This is a genomic window from Streptomyces sp. RLA123, assembly GCF_056270165.1.
Genome location: NZ_JBWDOR010000003.1, coordinates 1,379,786 through 1,404,512 on the forward strand (window position 1 = coordinate 1,379,786; position 24,727 = coordinate 1,404,512).

Sequence of the window (24,727 nt, forward strand, 5' to 3'; positions counted from 1 at the left end):
GGCGATGTCGTGGGAAGCGTTCCGGTCCGCCTGGGCAACGACCCCGCAGTTCCCGCAGATGAAGAGGGCCTGGTCGACCCGGTTCTAGTTGTCGACGTGCCCGCACTCGCAGCACGTCTGTGAGGTGTAGCCGGGGTCGACGTGCACCACGGACACGCCCGCGCGGCGCGCCCGCAGCACCAACGCCGTGCTGCACGGTTCCTTCGGCGCCGTCTCCAAGAGCCTCCTCGCCAGCGGCACCACCGCGACCCTGAAGCCCGCCGACAACGCCACCGTCAACGGCCCGCCCTACCCCACCGGTTACTCCGGCGACACCGGCGCCTTCTTCGCCACCAGCACCTTCGGCAGCGGCCGGGTCGCCTTCTGGGGCGACAGTTCCCCCGTCGACGACGGCACCGGCTCCTCCGGCAACACCCTCTACGACGGCTGGAACGACTCCGGCGCCGCCAACGCCGCACTCGCCCTGAACGCCACCGAGTGGCTCTCGGGCGCGAACGGCAGCGGAGGCGGGGGTGGCGGCACCTGCACCGCGGCCCAACTGCTCGGCAACCCCGGCTTCGAGTCGGGCAGCACCACCTGGACGGCCTCCAGCGGTGTCATCACCGACTCCGCCGACCAGGCCGCCCGTACCGGCTCGTACAAGGCGTGGCTCGACGGCTGCGGCTTCGCGCACACCGACACCCTCGCGCAGACGGTGACGATCCCCGCGGCCTGCACCACCGCCGCGTTGAGCTTCTACCTGCATGTGGACACCGACGAGACCACCACGACCACGGCCTACGACAAGCTCACCGTGGCCGCCGGCTCCACCGCCCTTGCCACGTACTCCCACCTGAACGCCAACGCCGGCTACGCGCTCAAGAGCGTCAGCCTGGCCGGCTTCGCGGGCCGGACGGTGACCATCACGTTCACCGGCACCGAGGGCTCGCAGATCCGGACGTCCTTCGTCATCGACGACACGGCGCTCACCGTGAGCCGACCGCCGCCGCGCCCGGCCGGGCGGCGGCGGCCGCGGCCGCCGCCGCCCAGTCCTCCAGACCGGCGACGAACTCACCGGCACGATCCGGCCAGTTGAGGCCCGACAGCGCCGCGGCATGCCCCCGCGCACCCATCAGCCCGCGCAGCTCGGCGTCCTCGCGCAGCCTGCGCACCGCCTCGGCGGCGGCGGAAGGATCCTCGTACGGCACGAGGAGGCCGCAGTCGTGCGCCGTCACCAGATCGGCGGCCAGCGGGTTGGGGGTGCTGACGACGGGGATGCCGTAGGCCATGTACTCCACGACCTTGGTCGGCCGGGAATGGCGGTAGTTGGCCTCGTCACGCAGCAGGGACATCCCGGCGAGCGCACCACGCAGCCGGCCGAGCGCCTCGTCGTTGGGCAGGAAGCCGTGCCAGCGCAGCACGCCGTCGCGGTCCGCGGCGGAGAGTAACGCCCGCACGTCGCCGTCGGCGGCGCCGATCACCTCCACCCGGACCTCCGGGGCCAGCAGCCGCGCCATGGCGATGAGTTCCTCCGTGCCCCGGGCGCGGGACAGCTGCCCGAGGTAGACCACCCGGTCGTCGCCCGGGGGCACCGGTCCACCCGGCGGCACCGTCACCAGGTTGGGCACCACGGGATGGATGCGCCGGAACCGCGCCTGGTAGGCGTCCTCGGCGAGCAGCAGATGCAGATGCCGTTCGGCGATCCGCTCCACGGCGCGCACCGCGAGCCGTACCGGCGGGCGCAGCACGCGCGGCACCCAGCCCTTCATCGCGATCGCCGCCGCCGTGTCCTCGTGCACGTCCCACACCACGGCGGGACGCCGGGCACCGATGCGCCGCCAGTGGCGCAGTGCGCCCGGCAGGGCGAGCAGCAGCTCCGGGTCGTGCAGCAGGACGACGTCGGCCGCGGGGCCGCGCGTGTCGAGCATCCGCCGTGCCGCGCGGACCGCGGCGCGCCGGTCGCGCCCGGTGGCGCGGGGCAGGTCCACCGCCTCCACTTCGGGGCGCGGTGTCACGCCCCGTGCGCTGAAGGGCGCGGCATAGGTGACGGTGTGCCCGCGGTCGAGGAGCGCCGCGATCTCCCGGTGCAGTATCCGGGCGTCCTCGGGGTGGTGCACGACGGTCACGACAAGCACGTGCATCAAAGCACCTCGACATCGGGCCGGTTCAGGCGTCCGCGCGTGTCGAACAGCAGGCGCGCCTGGTGCGCGACGTCCTGGAGGTCGTACGCGCTGTGATCCTGGAGGAGGATGGTCAGGTCGTTCTCGCGCAGCGCGGAGGGCAGGTCCGCGGCGCGCGCCACCGGCTCGCCGTCGATCTCCCAGGCGTGCACGAACGGATCGTCATAACTCACGTGGGCGCCGAGCTTGCGCAGCAGCCGCGCGACGGGGACCGCCGGGGTCTCCCGCTGGTCGGCGACGTCGGGTTTGTAGGTGACGCCGAGCAGCAGCACCCCTGAGCCGTGCACGGGCTTGCCCGCGTCGTTGAGCAGGTCCTGCGCGCGGCGCACCACGTACTCGGGCATCCGGTGGTTGATCTCCCGGGCGAGCTCCACGAACCGGAACTCGTAGCCGAGGGTGCGGATCTTGTACGACAGGTAGTTCGGGTCGATGGGGATGCAGTGGCCGCCGACCCCGGCGCCGGGCCGGAAGGCCTGGAAGCCGAAGGGCTTGGTCGCCGCGCAGTCGATGGCGTCCCAGATGTCGACGTCGAGTTCGCGGCAGAGCACGGCCAGCTCGTTGACGAGCGCGATGTTGACGTGCCGGTAGGTGTTCTCCAGCAGCTTGGCCATCTCGGCCTCGCGGGTGCCCTTGGCCTGGACGACGGTGTCGACCACCTTGCTGTAGAAGGCGACCGCTCGCGCCGCGCACTCCGGGGTGTGACCGCCCACGATCTTGGGCGTGTCGCGCAGGCCGTACTTCTTGTTGCCCGGGTCGATCCGTTCGGGGGAGAAGGCGAGCGCGAAGTCCTGTCCCGCACGGAGTCCCGAGCGTTCCAGGATGGGCCGCAGGACCTCGTCCGTGGTCCCCGGGTAGGTCGTCGACTCCAGCACGACCAGCACCCCGGGCCGCAGGCGCGCCGCGATGGCCTCGCCGGCGCCGGTGACGGCGGTGAGGTCGGGCCCGCCGTCGGCGGACAGCGGGGTCGGCACGCAGATGATGACCGTCTGGGCGTCCGCCAGGCATTCCTGCCCGGTGCTGGCGATGAAGCCCGCGGCCAGCATGTGTTCGAGATCGTTGTCGGAGACGTCGTCCACATGCGAATGGCCGGCGTTCAGACCGGCCACCACACGCGGGTCCAGGTCATGACCCACCACGCTCAGCCCCACCGCCGCGGCTTCGCGGGCGAGAGGCAGCCCCACGTATCCGAGGCCTACGACTGCGAGATCCACCGTCATTGCCGCACCATCCCGAGTGCTATGAGGCCCCCAGACTCCGGTAGGCATCGCGCGTCAGCCCGGCGATATGTGCCCAGGTTCGGTCGCAGGCCACTCGGGTGCGGGCAGCTTCACCCATGATCCGTCGTCGTTTTGCACTATAGAGCAATACTTCGAGCGTTTCCGCCCATACATGGGGATCGTCCGATGAAATTAGTTTTCCGTTCACCTCGTCTTCGATCAGTTCCCCCATGGCCTTGAGATCACTGGCAGCGACGGCAAGACCACTCGCCATCGCCTCCACCGGCTTGAGAGGCGTTACCAATTGACATACCCGATCGGGCGTCCGCGGTACCGCGAAAACGTCCAACACCGCGTGATAGGACCGGACCTCCGTGTATGGGACGCGGCCGGTGAACAGCGCGGCCTCGCCGAGGCCGAGCTCGGCCGCCTGCCGCTCCAGCGCCGGGCGCAGCGGGCCGTCGCCGACGATGAGCAGCCGCAGCGGCACGCCCCGGCGGCGCAGTTCGGCGCCCGCGGTCAGCAGGGTGCCGATGCCCTCGTGCGGGGTGAGCGTGGAGACGGTGCCGACGACGAGTTCGTCCGGGGCGATGCCCAGCCTGGCGCGCAGCGGGCCCGCGTCGGGCAGCGGTTCCAGGAACACGTCGTCCACGGCGTTCGGCACGACACGGACCCGCTCCTCGGGCACGCCGCGGGCGACGATCTCCTCCTTCATCGTCTCGCCGAGGGTGAACACCAGGTCCGCCGACCGCATGCAGTGCGTCTCCAGCGCCCGCCGCTCGCGGAAGGACGCGGAGTCCGGGCTGCGGCCGGGCCCCTGGGTCAGCCAGGTCTCCTCCAGGAAGCCGCGCACCTCGTACACCACGGGGAGGCCGAACGACTCGCGCAGAGCCAGCGCCACTCGGCCGTTCGGGTGATCGGTGGCCGCGTGCAGCACCGCCGGGCGCAGCCGTTCGACCAACCGGGCGGCCATCTCGGCGTTGCGGGCCAGGACCGCGCCCGGCGTCGCGGGCATGCGCAGGGGCAGCAGGCGGTGGTAGGGCACCCCGTCCACCACCTGCGTGGCGCGGCCGTCCCACGCGCCCTGCGCCACGGGGAAGCCCAGCCGGGTCACCACCTGGGGGTCGAGCCCCGCCTGTCGCTGGGCGCGCGCGATGGCATGTGTGCGTACGGTATAACCGGCATTCCGGTACGGCAGCGAGTTGGTGACCAGGTGCAGCACACGCCCCGGTACGGGGGTTCCCGGCGCGCCGCCCGGCGCGGGCACCGTGCTCGGCCCGTAGGCACTCGCACCGCGGACCCGGTGCGGGTCACGGGCCGGCAGCCGGGCGAGGGCCCACCCGGCGGGCCGGCGGGCCGGCCCCGGCGCGAGCCGCAGGGCAAGGCCGGCAGCCCGCACCGGATCGGCCCGCAAATGACGGACCGCCACTGAGGCGGCGAGAATCAAGGCACGCAGAGTACGACGAGGCACCATCCCACCTAAGCACCTCCAGCCAACGGGAGGCACCGTGCTCGGCTCGGTAGTACATGTTGTCGGCGCCAGGCCCAACTTCGTCAAGGCCGCCCCAGTGGTCGCCGCGCTGCGGGCGGCGGGGCAGCCGCAGTCCGTGGTGCACACCGGGCAGCACTACGACGAGCGCATGTCGGACATCTTCTTCAGGGAACTCGGCCTGCCCGAGCCCGATGTGGACCTCGGCGTCGGCTCCGGCACCCACGCGCGGCAGACCGCCGCGCTGCTGGTCGCCCTGGAGGACGAGCTGTCCGCCCGCTCCCCCGCACTCGTCACCGTCTACGGCGACGTCAACTCCACGCTCGCGGCGGCGCTGGTCGCCGCGAAGCTGGGACTGCCGGTCGCCCACGTCGAGTCGGGACTCCGCAGCTTCGACATGACCATGCCGGAAGAGGTCAACCGCAGGCTTACCGACCAGCTCGCCGACCTGCTCTTCGTCACCAGTCCCGAGGGGGTCGGCCATCTGGCCAACGAGGGGGTTGACCCGGCACGGGTGCACTTCGTGGGCAACCCCATGATCGACACCCTCATGTCCCACCTGCCGCGCTTCGACCCCGCGGCGGCCCGCGCCACACACGGACTGCCCGAACGCTACGGCGTGGTGACCCTGCACCGCCCGGCCAACGTCGACGACCCGGCCGCAGCGACGGCCGCCGTACGGGCCCTGCGCGGCGCGGCAGAGCAACTGGAGCTGGTGATCCCCCTGCACCCCCGCGGGCGCGCCGCCCTGGAGGCGGCGGGTCTGGCCGGGGCGCCCGGCGTGCGGATCGTGGAACCGCTCGGGTACCTGGAGTTCATGGGGCTGCTGCGCGGCGCCGCCGCCGTCATCACCGACTCGGGCGGCGTGCAGGAGGAGTCCACCGTGCTCGGCGTGCCCTGCCTGACGCTGCGCCCCAACACCGAGCGCCCGGTGACGGTCACCCACGGCACCAACCGGCTGGTGGACCCCGACAGCCTGGTACCCGCGCTGCTCAAGGCGCTGGACGGGGGGGCGGCCACCGCCGAGGGGCCGCCCCTGTGGGACGGCCGTTCGGGCGAGCGCATCGCCAGGATCATGACCGAATGGCTGGAGCACCATGTCTGATCCGTCGGGGCGCAGGACCCGGGACTACTGGGAGAAACGCCACCGGCGCCATGACGAGCTGGCCTCCAGCGGACACATCGGCCTGGAACGCGCCGGCAACGAGGTCTTCTACGCCGTCCGCCTCGCCGAGCTGCTGCGCCACACCGGCGACGCCGGCAGCGGCACCGACCCCCTGTTCGTCCTCGACGCCGGCTGCGGCAAGGGCTGGTTCGCCCGCGCCCTGGCCCGCTGCGGCCACCGCGTCGACGCCTTCGACGCCAGCCCCGAGGCCGTCGGGCAGGCCCGTGAACTCGGCGGCGGCCCGCGCTACGCGGTCGCGGAACTCGACGCGTGGCGCAGCCCGTGGCTGTACGACGTGGTGATGAGTGTCGATGTGCTCTTCCACGTCATGGACGATGCGCTCTGGGAGTCGTCCCTCGTCAACCTCGCCTCCCTGGTGCGGCTGACCGGCCGTCTGATCGTCTCCGACGAGGACGCGCCGGGCCGGACGTCCCGGGGCGACTACATCCTGCACCGCCCCGCGGCCGAATACCGTGCCGTCGTGGAACCACTCGGCCTGCGCCACACGGGTTTCACGCCGTACGGTTTCCGGGAGAACAGGGTCGGATTCCATGTCTTCACGAGGACCTCCTGATGCGCCTGCTCGATCTGCTCCACCCGCACCTGGACGGCGTGACCGAGGTCGTCGACGCGACCGGCGGCGGCATTCCCCTCGAGCCGTACCTGCACCTGCCCGAGGGCATCGGGCTCACCCGCCCGGGCCCCGAGGACCGAGAACCGGTCGGCGAGGGCCGGCTCGTCCTGCTGTCGTACGGCCCCGATCCGGCACGGCACGGGGACGAGGCCGCGTTCACGGCCGCGCTGGAGCGGATGCGGCCCGGCGGGCGAGGGCTCGTCGTCTTCGGCCACGCCACCACCGAGTTGCCCTACCACCGACTGCTGGACGGGCTGGTCGCCCATCGCTGCCAGGTGCTGCGCGCCGCCGGTCTGGGCTACGTCCACCTGCACGGCGGCGCCGTCTTCACCTGTACCGAGCACCTGTTGCCGCTGCACGACGGGGCGGGCCGCCCGGTGCCCGGCGGCGGTGACGGCGGTGGCACCGCGCTGCGGATCGCCGACGAATACGTGCTCACCGACTTCGTCTCCCGCGCCCAGCGGGACCGCCTGCTGGACCTGGAACGGCGCCACGACCAGGACAGCCGGGCCCTGGAGACGCTGCGCGACGAGACCGGCGCGGACCGGGCGGCCGCCGCGATCCGCGAACGCGACCAGATCGCCGCCGCGCTGCGCCAGGCCCGGGACCGGGTCGGCGTGCTGGAGGCCCGGGTCGCCATGCTCCAGGGCTCCACCTCGCTGCGGGTCGGCCAGGTGCTCGTCTCGGCGGCCCGCTCCCCGCTGCGCGGCTCGACGCGGCTGCCGCGCGAGTTGTACGGGATGTGGCGCGGGCGCAGCAAGGGAGGACGGCCGGTCGCGGCCCGGCCGGCCGGCTCGGTCTTCGCTGCGCTGCCCGAGGCGGCCTCGGCCGACGGGGACCGGCTGCACCTGGCGCACCGCGCCTTCTCCGCGGGGCCCCGGGACCGTCTGGTCGTCGCCGGCGTGCTCAACGCGGCGACGGCCGCCGACTTCGCCCACGACGCGGTCGTCAACCGCGCGCTGCCGCACGACGCCACGCTGGTCGCGGAGCGCACCGACCCGGACGTGCTGGTCGTGCAGCTCAGCGCCTGCACCGGCCCCGGGCCGTGGACGCACACCGGCACCGGGCTCGCCCCCGACCTGGACCGGCGGCTCGCCGATCTGCTGGCGACCGCGCGCGCCGCGGGCCGCCCGACGGTCCTGTGGCGGGACGGCCCCGCATCGGCCGCCCCGGGGCTGTCCCGCTTCCCCTGGGACGCCGTCCTCGACGGTGACACCGGGGTGCAGCCGGCCCGGCTGGACCCCGCGACGACGGCGCGGGCGGACCTGCGGGAGATCTTCACCTCGCGAGCCACCCGGATCCGGCTGTCGCAACTCGCCCGGATCGCCGGCGCCACCGACCCGCTGGACTCCCGGCGTGTCACCGTGCTCGCCGACCCGCGCGACAGCGCGGAGATCTCCCGGCTCATCGGGCAGGTGCTGGCGCAGCTCCACCGGCCCGCCGAGGTGCTGGTCCCCGCCCCCGGCACGGCACTGGCCGAGCTCACCGCGGGCGGTGTCGCCGTACGGGCCTCAGGCGACGGGCCGAGCACGCCCTGGGTCGCCGACTGGACCGACCTCGGCGAGGAACGCGAGGCCGCCCACCTGCTGGACCTGATGTGCGCTCAGGAGTGCTCCGGCGCCGACGCGGTGGGCTACAGCGCCGACGGCGCGGGCTTTGTGCCGCACGTCAACGGGTTCACGCCCGCACTCGTCCGAAAGTCGCTGTGGCGCGCCCCGGAGGGCGCGGGACGGCTGTTCACGATCCGCCGGGAGGACGCACGATGACGGCGACGCGCACGATCCGCGCGATGGTCTACGGGGACGTGGACCTCAATCTCATCGACGGCTCCGCGGTCTGGGCCCAGTCGATGGTGCAGGCGCTGTCGCTGGCCGGGTGCGAGACCCGGCTGGTGCTCAAGGCGCCGGTGCGCACCGGGCGGCTGGTCGACCCGCTCGCCGAACTGCCGGGCGTCACCGTCGTGACGACCGACCGGGTGCTCTCCCCCGTCCAGGCCTCGCGCAAGCTGCGCGCCCTGGACGAGGAAGAGCCCTGCGACCTGCTGGTGCTGCGCGGCCGACGGGCGGTCACCCAGATCGTGGCGGACGGCGACTTCGACGGGAGGATCTGGGCGTACCTGACCGACATCCCGCAGTCGGCGGCGGAGATGACCGCCGAGGCGGCCCAGGACCTGGCCCGGATCGCCGAGGCGTCCCGGCAGTTGCTGTGCCAGACCGAGGAACTGCGCTGCTTCATCGAGGCGTGGGTGCCGGAGGCCTGCGGCAAGTGCGTGCTCTACCCGCCGAGCGTGCCGGTGCCCGACTTCGACGTGCCCGAGCACGAAGTGGCGGGGGACCCCGTGCGCATGGTCTACACGGGCAAGTTCGCGCCGCGCTGGAACACCCTGGAGATGACGGAGCTGCCACGGGCGCTCGCCGCGCGCGGCGTACGGGCCGAACTCCACACGGTGGGCGACAAGATCCACGACGACCCGCTGCACCCGGAGTTCCACGACCGCATGGAGCGCGCGCTCGGCACCACCTCGGGTGTGGTGCACCACGGCGGCACGCCCCGCCAGGAGGCGATGCAGATCGCGGCGGGCTGCGACGTGGGACTGGGGTGGCGCCATCCGGATCTGGACGCGAGCCTCGAACTGTCCACGAAGGTACTGGAGTTCGGCACCCTGGGGCTGCCGGTCGTGCTCAATCGCACGCCCGCGCACGAGGCCCTGCTCGGCGCCGACTACCCGCTCTTCGTCCCCGGCCGCGGAACCCTGGACGACGCGGCCCAGGCCGTGGCCATCGCCGCCGGCTCCAAGGAGGCCTACCGGACGGCGGCACGGCGCTGCCGGGAGGCCGCGGCGCACTTCTCGCTGGAACGGGCCGCCGAGCGGCTGCGCGGTCACCTCGACCGGGCCTTCCCCGCGACTCCGGCCGGCCTCGAGAAGCGCACCCGGCCGCTGCGCGTGGTGGTCGCCAGCCACGACCTGAAGTTCTTCACCCGGCTGCTCGACCACTTCCAGGCACTGCCCGGGGTCGAGGTGCGCATCGACGCGTGGTCCGCGCTGGCCAAGCACGATGTGGCGGCCAGCCGTGAACTGGCCGCCTGGGCCGACGTGGTGGTCGTGGAGTGGTGCGGCCCTGCGGCGATCTGGTACAGCCGCCACAAGCGGCGCGGCTCCCGGCTGCTGATCCGGCTGCACCGCTTCGAGCTGTACGCGGGCTACCCCGACCAGGTCGAGATCGACGCCGTCGACCGGGTCGTCTGCGTCAGCCCGCACTACACCGCGCTGACCCGCGAGCGCACCGGCTGGCCGGACGCCAAGATCGCGACGATCCCCAACTGGGTGGACGACCGCCAGATGGACCGCCCCAAGGCCGCCGACGCCCGCTACCGCCTGGGCATGATCGGCATCGCCCCCGCCCGCAAACGGCTCGACCTCGGGCTGGACGTGCTGGAGGCGCTGCGCGCCCGGGACCCACGCTGGCAGCTGTCGGTGAAGTCCAAGATGCCGTGGGACTACTGGTGGATCTGGAACAAGCCGGAGGAGCGCACGCACTACGACGCGATCCTGCGCCGGGTGCAGTCGGGCGCGCTCCTGGAGGACGCGGTGGTCTTCGACAGCTTCGGCCCGGACGTGGCCAGTTGGCTGCGGCGCATCGGCTTCGTGCTGTCCACCAGCGACGACGAGAGCTTCCATCTGGCCCCGGCCGAGGGAATGGCCTCCGGCGCCGTCCCCGCGCTGCTGCCCTGGCCGGGCGCGGACGCGATCTACGACCGCCGGTGGATCCACGACTCCCCCGAGGCGATGGCGGACGCGATCCACACCCTGGCCGAGGACGGCTGGGAAGCCGAGGCCGGACATGCGCGCGGCTGGCTCCAGGAGTCCTTCGGCCTGGACAAGGTACGCGCCGCGTGGACCGACCTGCTCACCGACGCCGCGGCACACTGAGTGGTCCGGCCGCCGGATGATCGTCCCCCGGCGGCCGTTCCACGACCGGCAGAACCGACCGGCAGAACCCACCGGCCGTACCTTCCGGTCGGCCGTAACATGGCGCCCGGGGTGGCCTATTGGAGGGGGACATGACCATGGATGAGTCGCCGTACGACATCCTCGTCGTGGGCGGTTCGGGAGTGGACACGGTGGTGCGGGTCGACAGCCTGCCCGTGCCGCCCGCGGACTCCCTCGGTGTGCCGCCGATCCTGGAGTGGCCGGGGCAGACCGGCGGCAATGTGGCGCTCGGCTGCCGCGCGCTCGGGATGACGGTGAAGTTCCTCGACTTCGTCGGTGACGACTGGCTCGGCGGCCTGGTCCGCGAGCGTCTCACCAAGGGCGACGTGGACTTCGAGCCGCTGATCTCCCCGGCGGGCACCCGCCGGGCGGTGAACCTGGTGGACGCCACCGGGCGCCGCATGTCCTTCTACGACGGCCGCGACCCGGCGGACCTGCGGATGCCCCGCGCGTTCTATCTCCCGCACCTGCGGCGCGCCCGGCACGTGCATCTGTCGATCTCCCCTTTCACCCGCTTCCTGTACGACGACATCGAGGCGCTGGGCCTGCCCGTCTCCACCGACCTGCACGACTGGGACGGACTCGCCGAGCACCAGCGGGAGTTCGCCCGCCGCTCCGACCTGGTGTTCCTCAGCGCCGCGGGCGCGGGCGAACGCATCGCGGACGTCATGCGCGGCATCCTGCGCGACGGCCGGGCCACGGCGGTCGTCGCCACCGCCGGCGCCGGGGGCGCCTACCTCCTGGTACGCGACGGCAGCCGCACCCCGCGGCACATCCCGACGGCGACCCCGCCCGGCCCCGTGAGGGACTCCAACGGCGCGGGCGACGCCTTCGTCTGCGGCTTCCTGTACGGACGAGCCCGCGGCCTGGACTTCGCCGAGTGCGCCCGTCTCGGGGCGGTCGCGGGCGCGCACACCTGCGTCGCGGAGGGCAATCTCGCCCTCGTCGACGCGGAGACGCTGGACGCTCAGGTCTCCCGTTCCGGCACGTAGTCCGCCTCCTGGAGGCCGAAGGTCCAGGCGACGCCCTCCCGGGCGGTCCGGGTCCGCGGCGGCACCCGCAGCCAGTACGTGCGGTGGGTGCCGTCCGGCTCCGGTGTGGAGTTGACGACCTCGACCATCACGAGCGGTTCGTCCCCCTCCAGCTCGATCCGCCACAGCACGCCGGCCGCGTCGCGCTGCACCGGCTGCGCCCCGGACTCCTCCAAGTAGCGGTCGTAGCCGTAGAACTCCAGCATCACCCGGCGCAGCTCCGCGTTCTGCTCCTCGCGTATCCGCCGGGGGGTCAGCTCCGAGAGCCCGTCGAGGAACGCGGCCGGCACCGGCATTCCGCGCCATGCGTGCAGGGCAAAGCCGTCCGGGAAGGCGAGCGCGGGGCCGTCGCCCCGGTCGAGGCGGCCTGCCTCGTCCCGGTGCAGTTCCAGGGGACGTTCGGCGACGATCGCGACGCGCTCGTACGGCCACCACCAGCCCGCGGACCGCGCCACCGCGGCCACCCCCGCCAGGTCCCCGGCGCCCTCATGGCCGTCGAACGCCGCCAGCCAGGCCGCGTCGTGCTGGCCGAGGACCGCGTCGAGCAGGGCCGGGCGGACCGCCCGCTCCCCGCCGGGCACGTCGGCGGCCGACTCGACCACCCCCGTCCGTATCCGCTCGGCGAGCAGCACCGTGCCGTCCCACAACTGGGCACCCGTCAGGGCCCAGTGGGCCGCCCATCCGGCCGGCCCCATCCGCTCGGCTACCCGCTCCCGAGCCGCAGCCCACGGCAGGGTGCGCACCCGCTCACGGACACTCGGGCCCGCCGAGCCCTCCGCCGTGAGGCGCGCGGCCAGGGCCGCGCCCTCGCGGGGCGAACCCGCCCACACGATGCGTTCCGGACCGCGCAGGCCCGCCAGCCGGTAGGCCAGCCGCACCCCGTCCTCGGCCGCCGCGTGGTCGGCCGGGCCCGTCGCCGCGGCGACCTCGCGCCACACCGCGGTCGTCTCCATCGGGGCCGCCGCCCCCGTCGTCGCCACCGTCATCGCTCCCGCTCCCCAGTCCTCAGTCCTGCTCAGTCCTCAGTCCGCCACGACGCGCACCGCGCCGGGCGCGTACTCACGCTGCCGCACCACCCGGTACCAGCCCTTCGGAAGGGGTATCGCGGCGTGCTCCTCGTGCACCACCCGTCCCCCGTCCGGCAGATGGAGGTGCGCCACGCCGAAGGGCCCCGGCTCGCGCACCAGCGTGCCCGGCCCGACGACGGCGTGGGCGTGGCCGGTCACCTCGCCGAGCGCCAGCACGAGCCTGCCCCGCCCGTCCCGCGGCTGCCGCGGCAACCGGTCCGTGCCCGGTGGCACGGCGGCCTCCGCGACGGGCACGATCAGGACGTCCCCCTGCCGGTACATGCGTGTCTCCCTTCGCCGTCGGCGCGCCTCGCCGACCCGATGTCCACGACGCTACGCCGGGGGTCCGACAACGCCCCGCCGCAGCGGCGCCGTCCACAGCCCGCGCGCACCGCTGTCGGCGGGGCTTGGTACAACTCTTCGCGAGCAGTGCACCGGCCCGTCCACGTCAGGAGACCAGCGACATGTCCCACGTCGAACACCTGCAGGAACTGCACGGCCTGCCGGCCTTCGAATTCCCCGGGCCAGACGAGCGGCGGGAGCTGCCGGAAGCCGGGGCCGTGGCCTGGCGGCTGGCTGTCGACCCCTACCGCGACAACGCCCCGGAGCCGTTCGAGGCGTTGTGGGACCGCTTCCTCGACACGGTGGACACCGCGTCGGTGCGGGCCGTCGTGATCGGTCAGTGGGGAGAGCCCTACGACAACGACTCGGGCGCAGTGGTGCAGCGGCTCGTCGACGCCCGGGACCGGCTGACCGGCCTGCAGGCCGTGTTCATCGGCGACCTGGAGAGGGAGGAGGCCGAGGTCTCCTGGATCGAGCAGTCCGACGTCACCCCGGTCCTCGACGCCTACCCCCTGCTGGAGGAGTTCGGCGTCCGCGGCGGCACCGGTCTGCGCTTCCCCGCGGTCCGCCACAAGCACCTGCGCACGCTCTGCTTCGAGGCCGGGGGCCTGCCCGGCGAGGTGGTGCGCGGTGTCGCGGCGAGCGAACTGCCCGCGCTGGAGTACCTGGAGCTGTGGCTCGGCGTCGACGAGTACGGCGGCGACGCCACGGTCGCGGACCTCGCCCCGGTCCTCGCCGGTGGCCGGCTGCCGGCACTGCGCCACCTCGGCCTGCGCAACAGCGAGATACAGGACGAGATCGCCGCCGCCGTCGCCTCTGCTCCGGTCGTGGCACAGCTCAAGTCGCTGGACCTGTCGCTCGGCGTGCTCACCGACGAGGGCGTCGGCGCGCTCCTGGCCGGTCAGCCGCTCACCCACCTGTCCTGGCTGGACCTGCACCACAACTTCGTGAGCGACCCGGTCGCCGAGCGGATGCGCGCGGCGCTGGAGCCCTCCGGCGTCGAGGTCGACCTGTCCGAGCCCGGAGACGAGGACGAGGACGAGGACGGCACCGTCTTCCGCTACACCGCCGTCGCGGAGTGAGGCACCGATGACCTTCGCCGAACACCTGGAGACCCTGCACGGGCTGCCCGTGCACACCCTGCCCGGGACCGACGCGGCCGGTCTGCCCGCGGCCGGCGACGTGGCCTGGCGGCTGGACTGCTTCGCGGCCGGAGAGACGCCCTTCGAGGATCTGTGGCGCGGCTTCACGGAGGCCGTCGACACCGAGCAGGTGCGTGCTCTCGTCATCGGCCCGTGGTGGGAGGACGAGTACACCGAGCTGCGCCCGGCGCTGGAACTGCTCCTGGCGGACGCGGCACGCTTCCCCGCCCTGCGCGCCCTCTTCCTCGCCGACGTCACCAGCGAGGAGTGCGAGATCTCGTGGCTCGCGCTGACCGACGTCACGCCCGTCCTGGAACGCTTCCCGCTGCTGGAGGAGTTCGGCGTCCGTGGTGGCGACTCCCACGGCCTGGGCGCCGAACCCGTGGCGCTGCGCCCGGTACGGCACGAGGCGCTGCGCGTGCTGCGCTTCGAGTCCGGCGGGCTGCCGGGGGAGGTCGTCCGGGCCGTCGGCGCCTGTGACCTTCCCGCCCTGGAGCGCCTGGAGCTGTGGCTCGGGGTGTCCCAGTACGGCGGCGACGCGACCGTCGCCGACCTGGCGCCGCTACTGGCCGGTGGGCGGTATCCGGTACTGCGCCACCTCGGCCTGCAGGACAGCGAGTTGCAGGACGAGATCGCCGCCGCCGTCGCCTCGGCGCCGGTAGTGGCCCAACTGAAGTCGCTCAGCCTGTCCATGGGCACCCTCACCGATGCCGGGGCCGAGGCGCTGCTGAACGGCCAGCCCCTCACCCACCTCGAGCGGCTCGACCTGCACCACCACTTCCTGAGCGAGGCCGTCGCCGAGCGCGTGAGCGCCGCCTTCGGTGCCACCGGGACCGAGGTCGACCTCTCCGAGCCCCAGACGCCGCACCGGTGGCGGGACGAGGAGTGGCGCTATGTCGCCGTCTCCGAGTAGCCCTCCGCGAAGCGGGCCGGCCGGGGACGCGGTCCGCTTCGCCGTCGTCGGCAATCCCGAGAACCGCCGCACGGCACTCTTCGCCGACGCCGTACGCGGCGCCGCACACCCGGCGCCGCGTGTGCTGCCCTGGCGGGAGGTGCTGGACGTCGGATACGGGTTCGAGCCGGGCGAGTTCGTGCGGATCGACTCCCCCGGCGAGAACGCCGAGGTGGACCGCCTGCTGCGCGGCGCCGGTGATCCGGCCCGGGTCGAGGGCTCGGCGCTGTGGTACCGCCGCTTCACCGCGGCGGTACGGGAGGTCGCGGCAGCCGCGCACCGGGCGGGCGCGGTGCCGTCCGCGGACCCGGAGGACGTCGCCGTGATGTTCGACAAGCGGCGCTGCCACGCCCGGCTCGCCGCCGCCGGGGTCCCGGTGCCGCCCGCCCTGACCGGCCCGGTCGGCGGCTGGGAGGACCTGCGGGACGGATTGCGGGACGCCGGTGTCCCCCGGGCCTTCATGAAGGCCGCGCACGGCTCGTCGGCCTCAGGGGTCGTGGCGCTCGCCGTCGCCGGACCCGGCCGGGTCCGTGCCACCACCTCGGTGGAGACCACGGACGACGGGCGGCTGTTCAACTCCCTGCGGGTGCGGCACTACACCACCGAGCCGCAGGTCGCCGCTCTGGTCGACGCCCTGGCCCCCGACGGCCTCCACGTCGAGCGGTGGCTGCCCAAGGCCTCCCTCGGCGGCCGCGCGGCCGACCTGCGCGTGGTGGTCGTCGCCGGCCGCGCCACGCACGCCGTCGTCCGCACGAGCCGGCACCCGATGACCAATCTTCACCTCGGCGGCGCCCGCGGCGACCTGTGCGCGGCCCGCACGGCCATCCGGGCCGCCGGAGGTGCCCTGGACGACGCCCTGCGCCTCGCCGAGCGCGCGGCGGCCTGTTTCCCCGGCACCCTCTGCGTCGGCGTCGACATCCTGCCCGCGACGGGCTGGCGGCGCTTCGCCGTCGGCGAGGTCAATGCCTTCGGGGACCTCCTGCCGCGGCTGACCGGCCTGCCCGGCAGCGGGGCCGAGGGCCTGGACACCTACGCCGCGCAGGTCGCCGCCGTACCGGCCGCGATGGAGCGCGAGCGCGCACGACGCAAGGAGCAGGACCGTGAAGTCCCTGAGAAGCGTGAAGACCCTGAGAACCGTGAGAGCACAGCCGGCACAGCCGAGGCCTGACATGAACGAGGTCGTGGGCAGCCACGACATCCTGATGGTCACCCTCGACACCCTCCGTCACGATGTGGCCCAGGAGTTGGCGGCGGCGGGCCGCATCCCGCACCTGGCCCGCCACCTGCCCGGTGGCCGGTGGGAGCGCCGGCACGCGCCCGGCAGCTTCACCTACGCCTCCCACCAGGCGATGTTCGCGGGCTTCCTGCCCACGCCCGCCGAGCCGGGCCCGCACCCGCGGCTCTTCGCCGCCCGGTTCGCGGGCAGCGAGAGCACCGCGGACGGCACCTTCGTGTACGACACGCCCGACCTGGTGTCGGGGCTCGCCGCGGCCGGATACCGCACGGTGTGCGTCGGCGGCGTCGGCTTCTTCAACAAGCAGGGGCCGCTGGGCTCGGTGTTGCCCGCAATGTTCCACGAGAGCCACTGGGAGCCGGAGTTCGGCGTGCCCTCCCCCACCTCCTTCGAGGCGCAGGTGGCCCGCGCGGAGAAGGTGGTGGCGGGACTGCCGCACGAGCAGCGGCTCTTCCTCTTCGTCAACGTCTCGGCGCTGCACCAGCCCAACTGGTTCCACCTGCCCGGCGCCACCCGGGCCTCGGGCGACACCCGCGCCTCGCACGCGGCGGCGCTGGAGTACGTGGACCGGCACATCGAGCGGCTGTTCACCGCCGCCGCGAGCCGCGGGCGCTGCTTCGCGATCGTCTGCTCCGACCACGGCACCGCGTACGGGGAGGACGGGCACACCGGCCACCGCATCGGCCACGAGGTCGTCTGGACCGTGCCCTATGCCCACTTCTTCCTCGACGAGGCCCGATGACCCGCACCGACGTGACCATCGCCCAGGCGCCCGCGGCGCCGGGCCCGGACCGCCCGTACCAGCACTACGTCTACGCGTACCCGCACAAGACGGCCTACCGCCCGCTGCCCCGCGGGAGCGCGCGGCTGCGGGACCTGTGGGCGGACGAGCCCAAGGACGCCCTCTCCCTCTACTTCCACATCCCCTTCTGCGAAGTGCGCTGCGGCTTCTGCAACCTCTTCACCCGGATCGGCGCCCCGGACGGCCTGACCGCGGCCTACCTGGACGCCATGGAACGCCAGGCACGGGCCGTCCGCGAGGCGCTCGGCGCGGAGGCACGGTTCGTCAACGCGGCCTTCGGCGGCGGCACTCCGACCTTCCTGGAGGCCGCCGAGCTGGAGCGGCTGTGCGATCTGGCGGAGCACATCCTCGGGGCCGATCTGACGGCGGTCCCGCTGTCCGTCGAGGCGTCGCCCGCCACGGCGACCGCGGACCGGCTCTCCGTGCTGGCCGCCCGCGGCACCACGCGGCTGAGCCTGGGCGTGCAGAGCTTCGACGACGCCGAGGCGCGTGCCGCCGTACGTCCGCAGCGCCGCGCCGACGTCGAGGCGGCGCTGGCACACGTCCGGGACGCCGGCATCCCCGTCCTCAACATCGACCTGATCTACGGCATCGAGGGCCAGACCGAGGCGTCCTGGCAGAGGTCCCTCGACGCGGCCCTCGCCTGGCGGCCCGAGGAGCTGTACCTCTACCCGCTGTACGTGCGTCCGCTGACCGGTCTGGGCCGGCAGGCGGGCACGACGCCGGGCGACACCGCGTGGGACGAACAGCGCCTGCGCCTGTACCGCCACGGCCGCGACCACCTCCTCGCGCACGGCTACGAGCAGGTGTCGATGCGCATGTTCCGCCGGTCCGGCGCGCCGGTGGACGGCGGCGGGGACTACGCCTGCCAGACCGACGGCATGGTGGGCCTGGGCTGCGGCGCCCGGTCGTACACCTCGGCGCTGCACTACTCCTTCGACTACGCCGTCGGCATGCAGGAGATACGCAGGATCGTCGACGACTACACCACCCGCCCCCAAGAGGATTTCGGGGACGCCGACTTCGGCTGGGCGATGGACGCCGAGGAGAGCCGGCGCCGCCACCTCCTGCAATCGCTGCTGCAGGCCGAGGGGTTGCGCGTGGCCGACTACCGCGCCCGCTTCGGCACCGCGCCCGGCGAGGACTTCCCCGCCGAGCTGGAGCGCTTCGGCGAACGCGGCTGGCTGGACCCCGCCGCCCGGCCTGGGCTGCTGCGCCTGTCCCCGGAGGGCCTGGCGCACTCCGACGCGCTCGGCCCGGCGCTGTTCTCCCCGGCCGTGCGCGCCCGCATGGCCGCCTACGCACTGAAGTGAGGGCGACCGCGATGGATCTGACGGTTCTCTACCGGGGCCCGCTCGCCTCGTGCGACTACGACTGCCCCTACTGCCCGTTCGCCAAGCGCCGGGACAGCCGTGCCGAACTGGCCGCCGACCGGGCCGCGCTGGAACGCTTCGCGGGCTGGGCCGCCGCGCAGCACGGCGACCGCCTGTCGCTGCTGTTCACGCCGTGGGGCGAAGGACTGGTGCGCTCCTGGTACCGGCGCACGCTGACGGAACTGAGCCGGCTGCCGCACATCGACCGGGTGGCGATCCAGACCAACCTCAGCTGCCGTACCGACTGGCTGGACGCCGCCGACCTGTCCACCCTCGCCCTGTGGTGCACCTTCCACCCGGGGCAGACGCCCTATGACCGCTTCCTCGGCAAGACCCGTGAACTGGCGGACCGGGGCGCCCGTTTCAGCGTGGGCGTGGTCGGCCTGCCGGAGCACCTGGAGGCCGCCCGCCGGCTGCGCGCGGACCTTCCGAGCCATGTCTACCTGTGGGTCAACGCCGCCGAGGGCCACGGCTACACCGACGCCGAGGCGGACCGGTGGACCGCCCTCGACCCGCTCTTCCCCTACAGCCGTCGCCCGCACCGCAGCGCGGGCCTGCCCTGCCGCACGGGCGAGTCGGTGATCTCCGTGGACGGCGAGGGCACCGTCCGCCGCTGCCATTTCGTCAGGGCCGAGCTGGGCAACCTCTACGACGGCTCCTACCGGGCCGCGCTCGGGCCGCGCGCCTGCCCGCTGGCGGTGTGCGACTGCCACATCGGCTACGTCCACCTGGAGACGCTGCCGCTGTACGACGTCTTCGCCGGCGGGGTCCTGGAGCGGATACCCGCCGCGCCCTCCCCCCGCCCCGCACGCGCGCCCGAGGGAGCGGCCGGTCAGGGCTTGTGACCGACGCCGCCCCAGAAGGCGATCCGGGTGTGCTCCCCGGTCTCGGGGAGCGGGGCGTCGGGCCGCCAGCTCGGGACCTGCACGAGGCCCGGCTCGACCAGCGGGAATCCCTCGAAGAAGGGCTCGATCTGATCCTTGCCGCGCAACGTGAGCGTGGAGGTGGCGTTCTTGTAGGCCTCGCGGGCGTCGGCGTCCACGTCCTGGTGGAAGTCGGTGGTCCCGTGGGACAGGATCAGCCGGCTGCCGCTCGGGAGGTTCTTGCCGAGGGTGCGCACGATGCCCGTGGGGTCCTCCTCGTCGCGCACGAAGTGCAGGAGGGCGACGAGCATCAGCGCCACCGGCTCGTCGAAGTCGATGAGTTTGCGCAGCGTCCCGTGCTCGAGGATCGTGTCGGGGTCGCGCACGTCGCCGAGGAAGAAGCCCGCGTTGCCGGTGTTGGTCAGCCGGGCACCGGCGTGGGCGGCCACGATCGGGTCGTTGTCGACATAGGCGACGCGCGCGTCGGGGACGATCTCCCGGGCGACCTCGTGGGTGTTGGGCGAGGTGGGAATCCCGGTGCCGATGTCGATGAACTGCCGGATGCCCTGCGCGGCGGCGTGGCGTACGGCGCGCCGCATGAAGTCCCGGTTGGCGCGGGCGCTGGGGCGCGCGTCGGGGGTCATACGGATGACCATCTCGGCGGCTTCGCGGTCGGCCTCGTAGTTGTCCTTGCCTCCGAGGTAGTAGTCGTACATCCGGGCAGGGTGGGGCCTGCTGGTGTCGATCTCGTCCGCGGAGAAGCCCTTGTCGGTCAACGCCGTGCTCCGTTCGGAATCCTCTGGCCCGGGTGGGTCCAGGTCGGTGCGGTGGGGTGCGGTGGGGTGCGTCGCGGCCCGTGCGGCCGCGCGGCGCGGTGAGGGACCGTCCGGCTCGCTCCGGCGCTCCGTGCGCATGACATCATCCCCCGGCCGGTGCCCGTGGGGCAGGTGGTTTCCGGACGGGCGGACCGCGCTGGGGCCGGGGCGAGCCGGCGCCCGGGCCGGTCGTCGTGGTCCGGCCGCACGTCAGGTCTCGCTGAGGACGGCACGGAGGATCTCCTCGGTCCTCTGGGCCGGTGCGGCCTGTGCGCACATCCGGTCCAGTGCCTCGAGGAAGGACGAGACGTCGTCGCGGTCGTCGAAGTAGACGGAGCCGACCAGGTTCTCGGAGTAGACGACATCCGGCAGTTCGTGGGTCTGGAACCGGAAGATGTGGAACGGCCCGTACATGGCGGGGTGCGGGCCGTCGGAGAACCGCATGATCTGCAACCGCACGTTCGGCAGCGAGCAGCTGTCGATGAGCCGGGTGATCTGGGCACGCATCAGTTCCGGGCCGCCGATGGGCCGGCGCAGCACCGTCTCGTCGATGATGATCCACACCAGCGGCGCGTCCGGGCGGGCGAGCAGGGCCTGCCGCTCCAGTCGCACCGCGACGACCCGTTCGACCTCCTCCGCCGAGGCGCGCGGGCGGCCCGCCCGCAGCACCTCGCGCGCGTAGTCCTCGGTCTGCAGAAGCCCGGGGATGTAGTGCGGCTCGTAGGCGCGGATGACGCTGGCCTCGCCCTCGATGCTGACGAAGGCGCTGAACCAGTCGGGCAGTACGTCGCGGTAGCGGTGCCACCAGCCGGGGCGGTTGGCCTCGCGGGCGAGGGAGACGAAGGCGTCGACCTCGGCCTGGTCGACGACCCCGTAGGTGTGCAGCAGTTTCTCGACGTAGGGGATCTTCAGGCCGACCTCGGCCTTCTCCATGCGCCGGATGGTGGCATGGGTGACGTCCAGCGCCCGGCCGGCGTCCTCGAAGGTCAGCCCGGCCTTCTCGCGGAGGTCCTGCAACCGCTTCCCGAGCACCACCCGCAGGACGGTGGGAGCACTGGCCGCCCGTGCGTCCGTCACGACCACTTCCCCAACTCCCCTCAATCGAGAGCAGTGTGTCATGCCGTCATCGGAATCGAACAGTGCGCGAGGGGCGTTCTGCAAATTACAGATCGCATCTTGCCAACAGTTCGAACGAAACCGCATAGTAGCGATGTGGCCTCCTCCCCAGACGCTCTGCGGTTAGAGCGCCGTGGCGACCTCGACGCCCGTCGCTGTCACGATCTGTTTCGTTTGCCCGCCCACGGGTCCTCGGTCGCCGCGGCACGCCATCGCGTGCGGGGACGGCTGCGGGAGTGGGAGGCGGACGAGGGTCTGCGCGACGACGCCGAGATGATCGTCTCCGAGCTCTTCACCAACGCCGTCCGGCACACCGGCAGCGAGCACATCGCGTGTGCGCTGTGGTTCGACGGCGACCGGCTGCGTCTCGAGATCACCGACCAGGGGCGCGCGCCGACTGCGCCCCGGCCGCGTGCGGCGGGCGTGGACGAGGAGGGCGGTCGCGGACTGCTCCTGGTGGGCGCGCTGTCGCAGGTGTGGGGCGTCCGGCCCTCGGACGACGGCCTGGGCCGTGTCGTCTGGGCCGAGCTGGTCGCCGGGACGACCGCCGTGTGAGCGCACCGGCCGGTCCGGCAACCGCGGCAGGGCAGGGCTACAGGGGCAGCAGATCGGGGCGCTTGGGCTCGACATGGTCGCCCGAGGACTCGCCGCGCAGCCGCCGCCCGATCCACGGCACGAGGTACTCGCGCGCCCACTGGATGTTGTCCCGGCGGATCTCCGCGGGAGCGCGGAAGGGCTCCGGCGGCCAGGGCTGGTCCGGGTCGGCCGGTATGCCGAGTCCCAGCACCTGCCCGGCGCGCAGCGCGACACGGGTGTGGCCCTCCGCCGAGAGGTGCAGCCGATCGGCGTCCCAGGCCCGGCGGTCCTGCACCGAGCGCAGCGACCACAGGTCCAGCACGGGGCAGTCGTGGCGGTCGGCGATGGCCCGCACATGGGCCGTGTACGTGGCGATCTTGCCGCGCAGGTGACGCAGGACGGGGACACCGCGGGTGTCGAAGCCCGTGCAGAGCACGACGGTGCCGACGGAGTGCGTGAGGCGGGCGACCGCCGCCTCGTAGCGCTCGGCGACGTCGTCGGGGTCGCTGCCCGGGCGGAGGATGTCGTTGCCGCCCGCGCAGAAGGTCACCAGGTCCGGATGGAGTTCGATGGCCCGGGGCACCTGCTCGTCGACGATCTGGTCGAGGAGGCGGCCGCGCACCGCCAGGTTCGCGTACCGGAAGTCGTGCTCGGGGCGGCGATCGGAGAGGAGGACGGCGAGCCGGTCGGCCCAGCCGATGAAGCTTCCGTCCGGTCCGGGGTCGCCCACACCTTCGGTGAAGCTGTCCCCGACGGCTGCGTACGACCCGATCGCACCCTTGTTGTTTTTTGTCGAATCGTCTGCCACGTCAGCAGATGATCCACCTCTCCGAATGGGCTACGCCACCGTAACCAGGGCCTGACACGGGGTGATTCATCCCACCCGGCCAAATCCGCCGCGGGCGGAATACGGCGGGACCCCGGAGCGTCGTGCCGCACGGCCCGCCCGGCGGACAGCTGCGGCCGCCGACGGCCGTGCCGCGCGACCGGTGACCGTGCCCCGACATCACATACCGACCGGTACGGCAGGGGATCCGTGTGTCGTAGGGTCAGCAGTGGTCCGGCCGCCGGTGACCAGCGCCGCCCGGCCCGTGAGCGAAGGAGCGCCGGTGACCCAGCAGACGCCGCAGACCGCCTCGTCGGAGCCCGAGCTGACCGGAGTGCGCAACTTCCGTGACGTCGGCGGGCTCCCGACGACCGACGGCCGCCGGGTGCGGCACGGACGGCTCTTCCGCAGCGGGCACCTGGCGCACACCACCGAGCAGGACGCCGCCTTCCTCGCCTCCCTCGGACTGCACACGGTCTTCGACTTCCGGAACTCCTCCGACATCAAGCTGGAGGGCCCCGACGTCGACCTGCCCGGCGTGCGCAACGTGAACATGCCGCTGAGCGACCCCGCCCACGGCGCCGAGTTCTGGACCACCGTCCGCGAGGGCGACATCGAAGCGCTGCGCGGCACGCTCGGCGACGGCCGGGCCGCCGAGCGCATGGTGGCGGCCTACCACCGGATCGTGCTCGACCGCACCGCCGAGCACAGCCGCATGCTGGAGCTGCTGGCCGAAGGGGAGTCCGTGCCCGCGCTGCTGCACTGCGCCGCGGGCAAGGACCGTGCGGGCACCTCGATCGCCGTGGTTCTGCTGGCCCTGGGCGTCGAGCGGGACGCGATCGTGGCGGACTACCTCAAGAGCAACGAGGCGCACCGCCGCTACCGCGTCCAGCGCGGCGAGCACGCCGAGCCGGCCGGCACCCCCGAGGTCATGGAGCTGCTGAGCCCGCTCTTCGATGCCCGCCAGGAGTACCTCGAGGCCGCCTTCGGCACCATCGAGGAGCACTGGGGATCGGTCGACCGGTACCTGGAGGACGGACTCGGCCTCACCCCGGAGCGCCGCGAGCGGCTGCGCTCGCTGCTGCTGGAGGACGCGGGCCCCGTGTGAGCCGTCCTGCCGGGGCCTACTTGGCCCCGGCCAGGTGGAAGATCAGGAAGAAGAACGCGGCGATGATGTGCACCCCCACGAGGTAGATGAAGGCACGGACCTTGAAGCCCATCGGGGCCTTGTCGGAGCCGGAGATCTTGGCGGACACAGGAAGTCTCCTCATCGGTTATCGGTCATCGGGTCATCGGGGGCCGTGCGGTCGTGGTGCCCGGCCGTCGCCCAGGCACAGATCCGCGACGGCGCTGCTCAGCAGCGTGTGGACGAACAGCAGGTCCACGCCGCCGGGTGAGGCGGCCGCGATGCGGTGCGGGGTCGTCGAGTCGAAGTGGGCGCTGTCACCGGGGGCGAGCCGGTGCACGTCCTCGCCGAGGGTGAGCCGCAGCTCCCCCTTCAGCACGTACAGCCACTCCTCCCCGGGGTGCACCCGCACCAGCCCGTCCTGGGGTCCCGGCGGGACGTGCAGCCGCAGGGCCTGCATCGCGCGTCCCGGGTTGCCGGTCTGCCAGTACGTCCAGCCGCCGGCGTCCGCGGGCTCCACCGCCCCGGCGCGCACGACGGGGTCGCGCTCCGGCGCGGTCTCGCCGAGCAGCTCCGAGACAGTGGTTCCGTAGGCCCGGGCGAGGGCGAGCAGCATGGGGAGCGAGGGCTGCCGCTGCCCGGTCTCCAGCCGCGACAGGTGCGCGGGCGAGAGCCCCGCACGGGCGGCGGCGGCTTCGAGGGTCAGGCCGCCGCGGCGGCGCAGCTCCCGCAGCTGTGGGGCGACATCCGGCAGGGGCTCGTCATGCCCCGGTGTCGAGGTCATACCCCAGGTATAGACGCACTTCG

24 protein-coding genes and 1 pseudogene are annotated in these 24,727 nt (G+C 73.2%); 14 read left to right on the forward strand and 11 right to left on the reverse strand.

The window, feature by feature from the left end:
- Nucleotides 1-84 precede the first annotated feature (84 nt).
- Nucleotides 85-243: a zinc ribbon domain-containing protein gene (locus RV983_RS06340; RefSeq protein ID WP_475984790.1), complete on the reverse strand. Its 159-nt coding sequence runs from the start codon at nucleotides 241-243 to the stop codon at nucleotides 85-87.
- Between RV983_RS06340 and RV983_RS06345 the strand changes: the two are divergent.
- Nucleotides 176-976: pseudogene (locus RV983_RS06345) on the forward strand (hydrolase); the annotation flags it as partial. The gene RV983_RS06340 and the pseudogene RV983_RS06345 sit on opposite strands and share 68 nt — an antisense overlap.
- On the opposite strand, the gene RV983_RS06350 reads toward RV983_RS06345, so the two are convergent.
- The 3 genes from RV983_RS06350 to RV983_RS06360 are packed head-to-tail and all read right to left on the reverse strand — an operon-like array spanning nucleotide 966 to nucleotide 4,823.
- Nucleotides 966-2,120, reverse strand: coding sequence for a glycosyltransferase (locus RV983_RS06350; RefSeq protein ID WP_475984791.1), 1,155 nt, complete (start codon nucleotides 2,118-2,120; stop codon nucleotides 966-968). The pseudogene RV983_RS06345 and the gene RV983_RS06350 sit on opposite strands and share 11 nt — an antisense overlap.
- A complete protein-coding gene (locus tag RV983_RS06355; protein WP_475984792.1) occupies nucleotides 2,120-3,376 on the reverse strand; it encodes a nucleotide sugar dehydrogenase in 1,257 nt (418 codons plus the stop codon). The genes RV983_RS06350 and RV983_RS06355 overlap by 1 nt, the downstream gene beginning before the upstream one ends.
- Before the next feature lie 19 nt (nucleotides 3,377-3,395).
- Nucleotides 3,396-4,823: a glycosyltransferase family 4 protein gene (locus RV983_RS06360; protein ID WP_475984793.1), complete on the reverse strand. Its 1,428-nt coding sequence runs from the start codon at nucleotides 4,821-4,823 to the stop codon at nucleotides 3,396-3,398.
- Nucleotides 4,824-4,884: 61 nt separating this feature from the next.
- Between RV983_RS06360 and wecB the strand changes: the two genes are divergently transcribed.
- The 5 genes from wecB to RV983_RS06385 all read left to right on the forward strand — a co-directional run bounded on the left by wecB (nucleotide 4,885) and on the right by RV983_RS06385 (nucleotide 11,647).
- Nucleotides 4,885-5,970 (forward strand): non-hydrolyzing UDP-N-acetylglucosamine 2-epimerase, encoded by a 1,086-nt coding sequence (wecB, locus tag RV983_RS06365; protein WP_475984794.1) that lies wholly within the window; start codon nucleotides 4,885-4,887, stop codon nucleotides 5,968-5,970.
- The gene (locus RV983_RS06370) at nucleotides 5,963-6,604 is read left to right on the forward strand and encodes a class I SAM-dependent methyltransferase (RefSeq protein ID WP_475984795.1); all 642 of its coding nucleotides are present in this window, start codon (nucleotides 5,963-5,965) and stop codon (nucleotides 6,602-6,604) included. Before wecB ends, RV983_RS06370 begins: the two co-directional genes overlap by 8 nt.
- The gene (locus RV983_RS06375; RefSeq protein ID WP_475984796.1) at nucleotides 6,604-8,430 is read left to right on the forward strand and encodes a hypothetical protein; all 1,827 of its coding nucleotides are present in this window, start codon (nucleotides 6,604-6,606) and stop codon (nucleotides 8,428-8,430) included. The genes RV983_RS06370 and RV983_RS06375 overlap by 1 nt, the downstream gene beginning before the upstream one ends.
- Entirely contained in the window at nucleotides 8,427-10,595 is a 2,169-nt protein-coding gene (locus RV983_RS06380) for a glycosyltransferase (protein WP_475984797.1), read from the forward strand. Before RV983_RS06375 ends, RV983_RS06380 begins: the two co-directional genes overlap by 4 nt.
- A 131-nt stretch (nucleotides 10,596-10,726) precedes the next feature.
- Nucleotides 10,727-11,647 (forward strand): carbohydrate kinase family protein, encoded by a 921-nt coding sequence (locus tag RV983_RS06385; RefSeq protein ID WP_475984798.1) that lies wholly within the window; start codon nucleotides 10,727-10,729, stop codon nucleotides 11,645-11,647.
- Here the strand turns inward: RV983_RS06385 and RV983_RS06390 are convergent.
- Together RV983_RS06390 and RV983_RS06395 are read right to left on the reverse strand one after the other, a co-directional pair.
- The gene (locus RV983_RS06390; protein ID WP_475990236.1) at nucleotides 11,623-12,639 is read right to left on the reverse strand and encodes a DUF6745 domain-containing protein; all 1,017 of its coding nucleotides are present in this window, start codon (nucleotides 12,637-12,639) and stop codon (nucleotides 11,623-11,625) included. The genes RV983_RS06385 and RV983_RS06390 overlap by 25 nt on opposite strands.
- 69 nt (nucleotides 12,640-12,708) lie before the next feature.
- Nucleotides 12,709-13,035, reverse strand: a complete 327-nt coding sequence (locus RV983_RS06395) for a hypothetical protein (RefSeq protein WP_475984799.1) — start codon at nucleotides 13,033-13,035, stop codon at nucleotides 12,709-12,711.
- Between the two features lie 182 nt (nucleotides 13,036-13,217).
- Between RV983_RS06395 and RV983_RS06400 the strand changes: the two genes are divergently transcribed.
- The 6 genes from RV983_RS06400 to RV983_RS06425 are packed head-to-tail and all read left to right on the forward strand — an operon-like array spanning nucleotide 13,218 to nucleotide 19,443.
- On the forward strand, nucleotides 13,218-14,177 hold the full coding sequence (locus RV983_RS06400) for an STM4015 family protein (protein ID WP_475984800.1): 960 nt from the start codon (nucleotides 13,218-13,220) through the stop codon (nucleotides 14,175-14,177).
- Nucleotides 14,178-14,184: 7 nt separating this feature from the next.
- Nucleotides 14,185-15,150, forward strand: coding sequence for an STM4015 family protein (locus RV983_RS06405; protein ID WP_475984801.1), 966 nt, complete (start codon nucleotides 14,185-14,187; stop codon nucleotides 15,148-15,150).
- Complete coding sequence (locus RV983_RS06410) at nucleotides 15,131-16,357, forward strand: STM4014 family protein (RefSeq protein WP_475984802.1); 1,227 nt, start codon at nucleotides 15,131-15,133, stop codon at nucleotides 16,355-16,357. Before RV983_RS06405 ends, RV983_RS06410 begins: the two co-directional genes overlap by 20 nt.
- Before the next feature lies 1 nt (nucleotide 16,358).
- Nucleotides 16,359-17,165: an STM4013/SEN3800 family hydrolase gene (locus tag RV983_RS06415; protein WP_475984803.1), complete on the forward strand. Its 807-nt coding sequence runs from the start codon at nucleotides 16,359-16,361 to the stop codon at nucleotides 17,163-17,165.
- Nucleotides 17,162-18,538, forward strand: a complete 1,377-nt coding sequence (locus RV983_RS06420) for an STM4012 family radical SAM protein (RefSeq protein WP_475984804.1) — start codon at nucleotides 17,162-17,164, stop codon at nucleotides 18,536-18,538. Before RV983_RS06415 ends, RV983_RS06420 begins: the two co-directional genes overlap by 4 nt.
- Before the next feature lie 11 nt (nucleotides 18,539-18,549).
- Nucleotides 18,550-19,443: an STM4011 family radical SAM protein gene (locus tag RV983_RS06425; protein WP_475984805.1), complete on the forward strand. Its 894-nt coding sequence runs from the start codon at nucleotides 18,550-18,552 to the stop codon at nucleotides 19,441-19,443.
- Here RV983_RS06425 and RV983_RS06430 read toward each other — a convergent pair.
- Both RV983_RS06430 and RV983_RS06435 read right to left on the reverse strand, forming a co-directional pair.
- The gene (locus RV983_RS06430; protein WP_475984806.1) at nucleotides 19,431-20,237 is read right to left on the reverse strand and encodes an SAM-dependent methyltransferase; all 807 of its coding nucleotides are present in this window, start codon (nucleotides 20,235-20,237) and stop codon (nucleotides 19,431-19,433) included. The genes RV983_RS06425 and RV983_RS06430 overlap by 13 nt on opposite strands.
- A 249-nt stretch (nucleotides 20,238-20,486) precedes the next feature.
- The gene (locus RV983_RS06435; protein ID WP_475984807.1) at nucleotides 20,487-21,353 is read right to left on the reverse strand and encodes a helix-turn-helix domain-containing protein; all 867 of its coding nucleotides are present in this window, start codon (nucleotides 21,351-21,353) and stop codon (nucleotides 20,487-20,489) included.
- Between the two features lie 213 nt (nucleotides 21,354-21,566).
- On the opposite strand from RV983_RS06435, the gene RV983_RS06440 reads away from it, so the two are divergent.
- Complete coding sequence (locus RV983_RS06440; protein WP_475984808.1) at nucleotides 21,567-21,947, forward strand: ATP-binding protein; 381 nt, start codon at nucleotides 21,567-21,569, stop codon at nucleotides 21,945-21,947.
- Nucleotides 21,948-21,984: 37 nt separating this feature from the next.
- Here the strand turns inward: RV983_RS06440 and RV983_RS06445 are convergent, their stop codons facing one another.
- Nucleotides 21,985-22,776: an SGNH/GDSL hydrolase family protein gene (locus RV983_RS06445; RefSeq protein ID WP_475984809.1), complete on the reverse strand. Its 792-nt coding sequence runs from the start codon at nucleotides 22,774-22,776 to the stop codon at nucleotides 21,985-21,987.
- Nucleotides 22,777-23,077: 301 nt separating this feature from the next.
- Here RV983_RS06445 and RV983_RS06450 point away from each other — a divergent pair, with 301 nt between their 5' ends.
- The gene (locus RV983_RS06450; RefSeq protein WP_475984810.1) at nucleotides 23,078-23,902 is read left to right on the forward strand and encodes a tyrosine-protein phosphatase; all 825 of its coding nucleotides are present in this window, start codon (nucleotides 23,078-23,080) and stop codon (nucleotides 23,900-23,902) included.
- A 16-nt stretch (nucleotides 23,903-23,918) separates the two neighbouring features.
- Here the strand turns inward: RV983_RS06450 and RV983_RS06455 are convergent, their stop codons facing one another.
- Nucleotides 23,919-24,050, reverse strand: coding sequence for a DUF6126 family protein (locus RV983_RS06455; protein ID WP_475984811.1), 132 nt, complete (start codon nucleotides 24,048-24,050; stop codon nucleotides 23,919-23,921).
- Between the two features lie 33 nt (nucleotides 24,051-24,083).
- Nucleotides 24,084-24,704 carry a helix-turn-helix domain-containing protein gene (locus tag RV983_RS06460; protein WP_475984812.1) on the reverse strand — a complete coding sequence of 207 codons (621 nt, stop codon included), beginning with the start codon at nucleotides 24,702-24,704 and terminating at the stop codon, nucleotides 24,084-24,086.
- Nucleotides 24,705-24,727 lie beyond the last annotated feature (23 nt).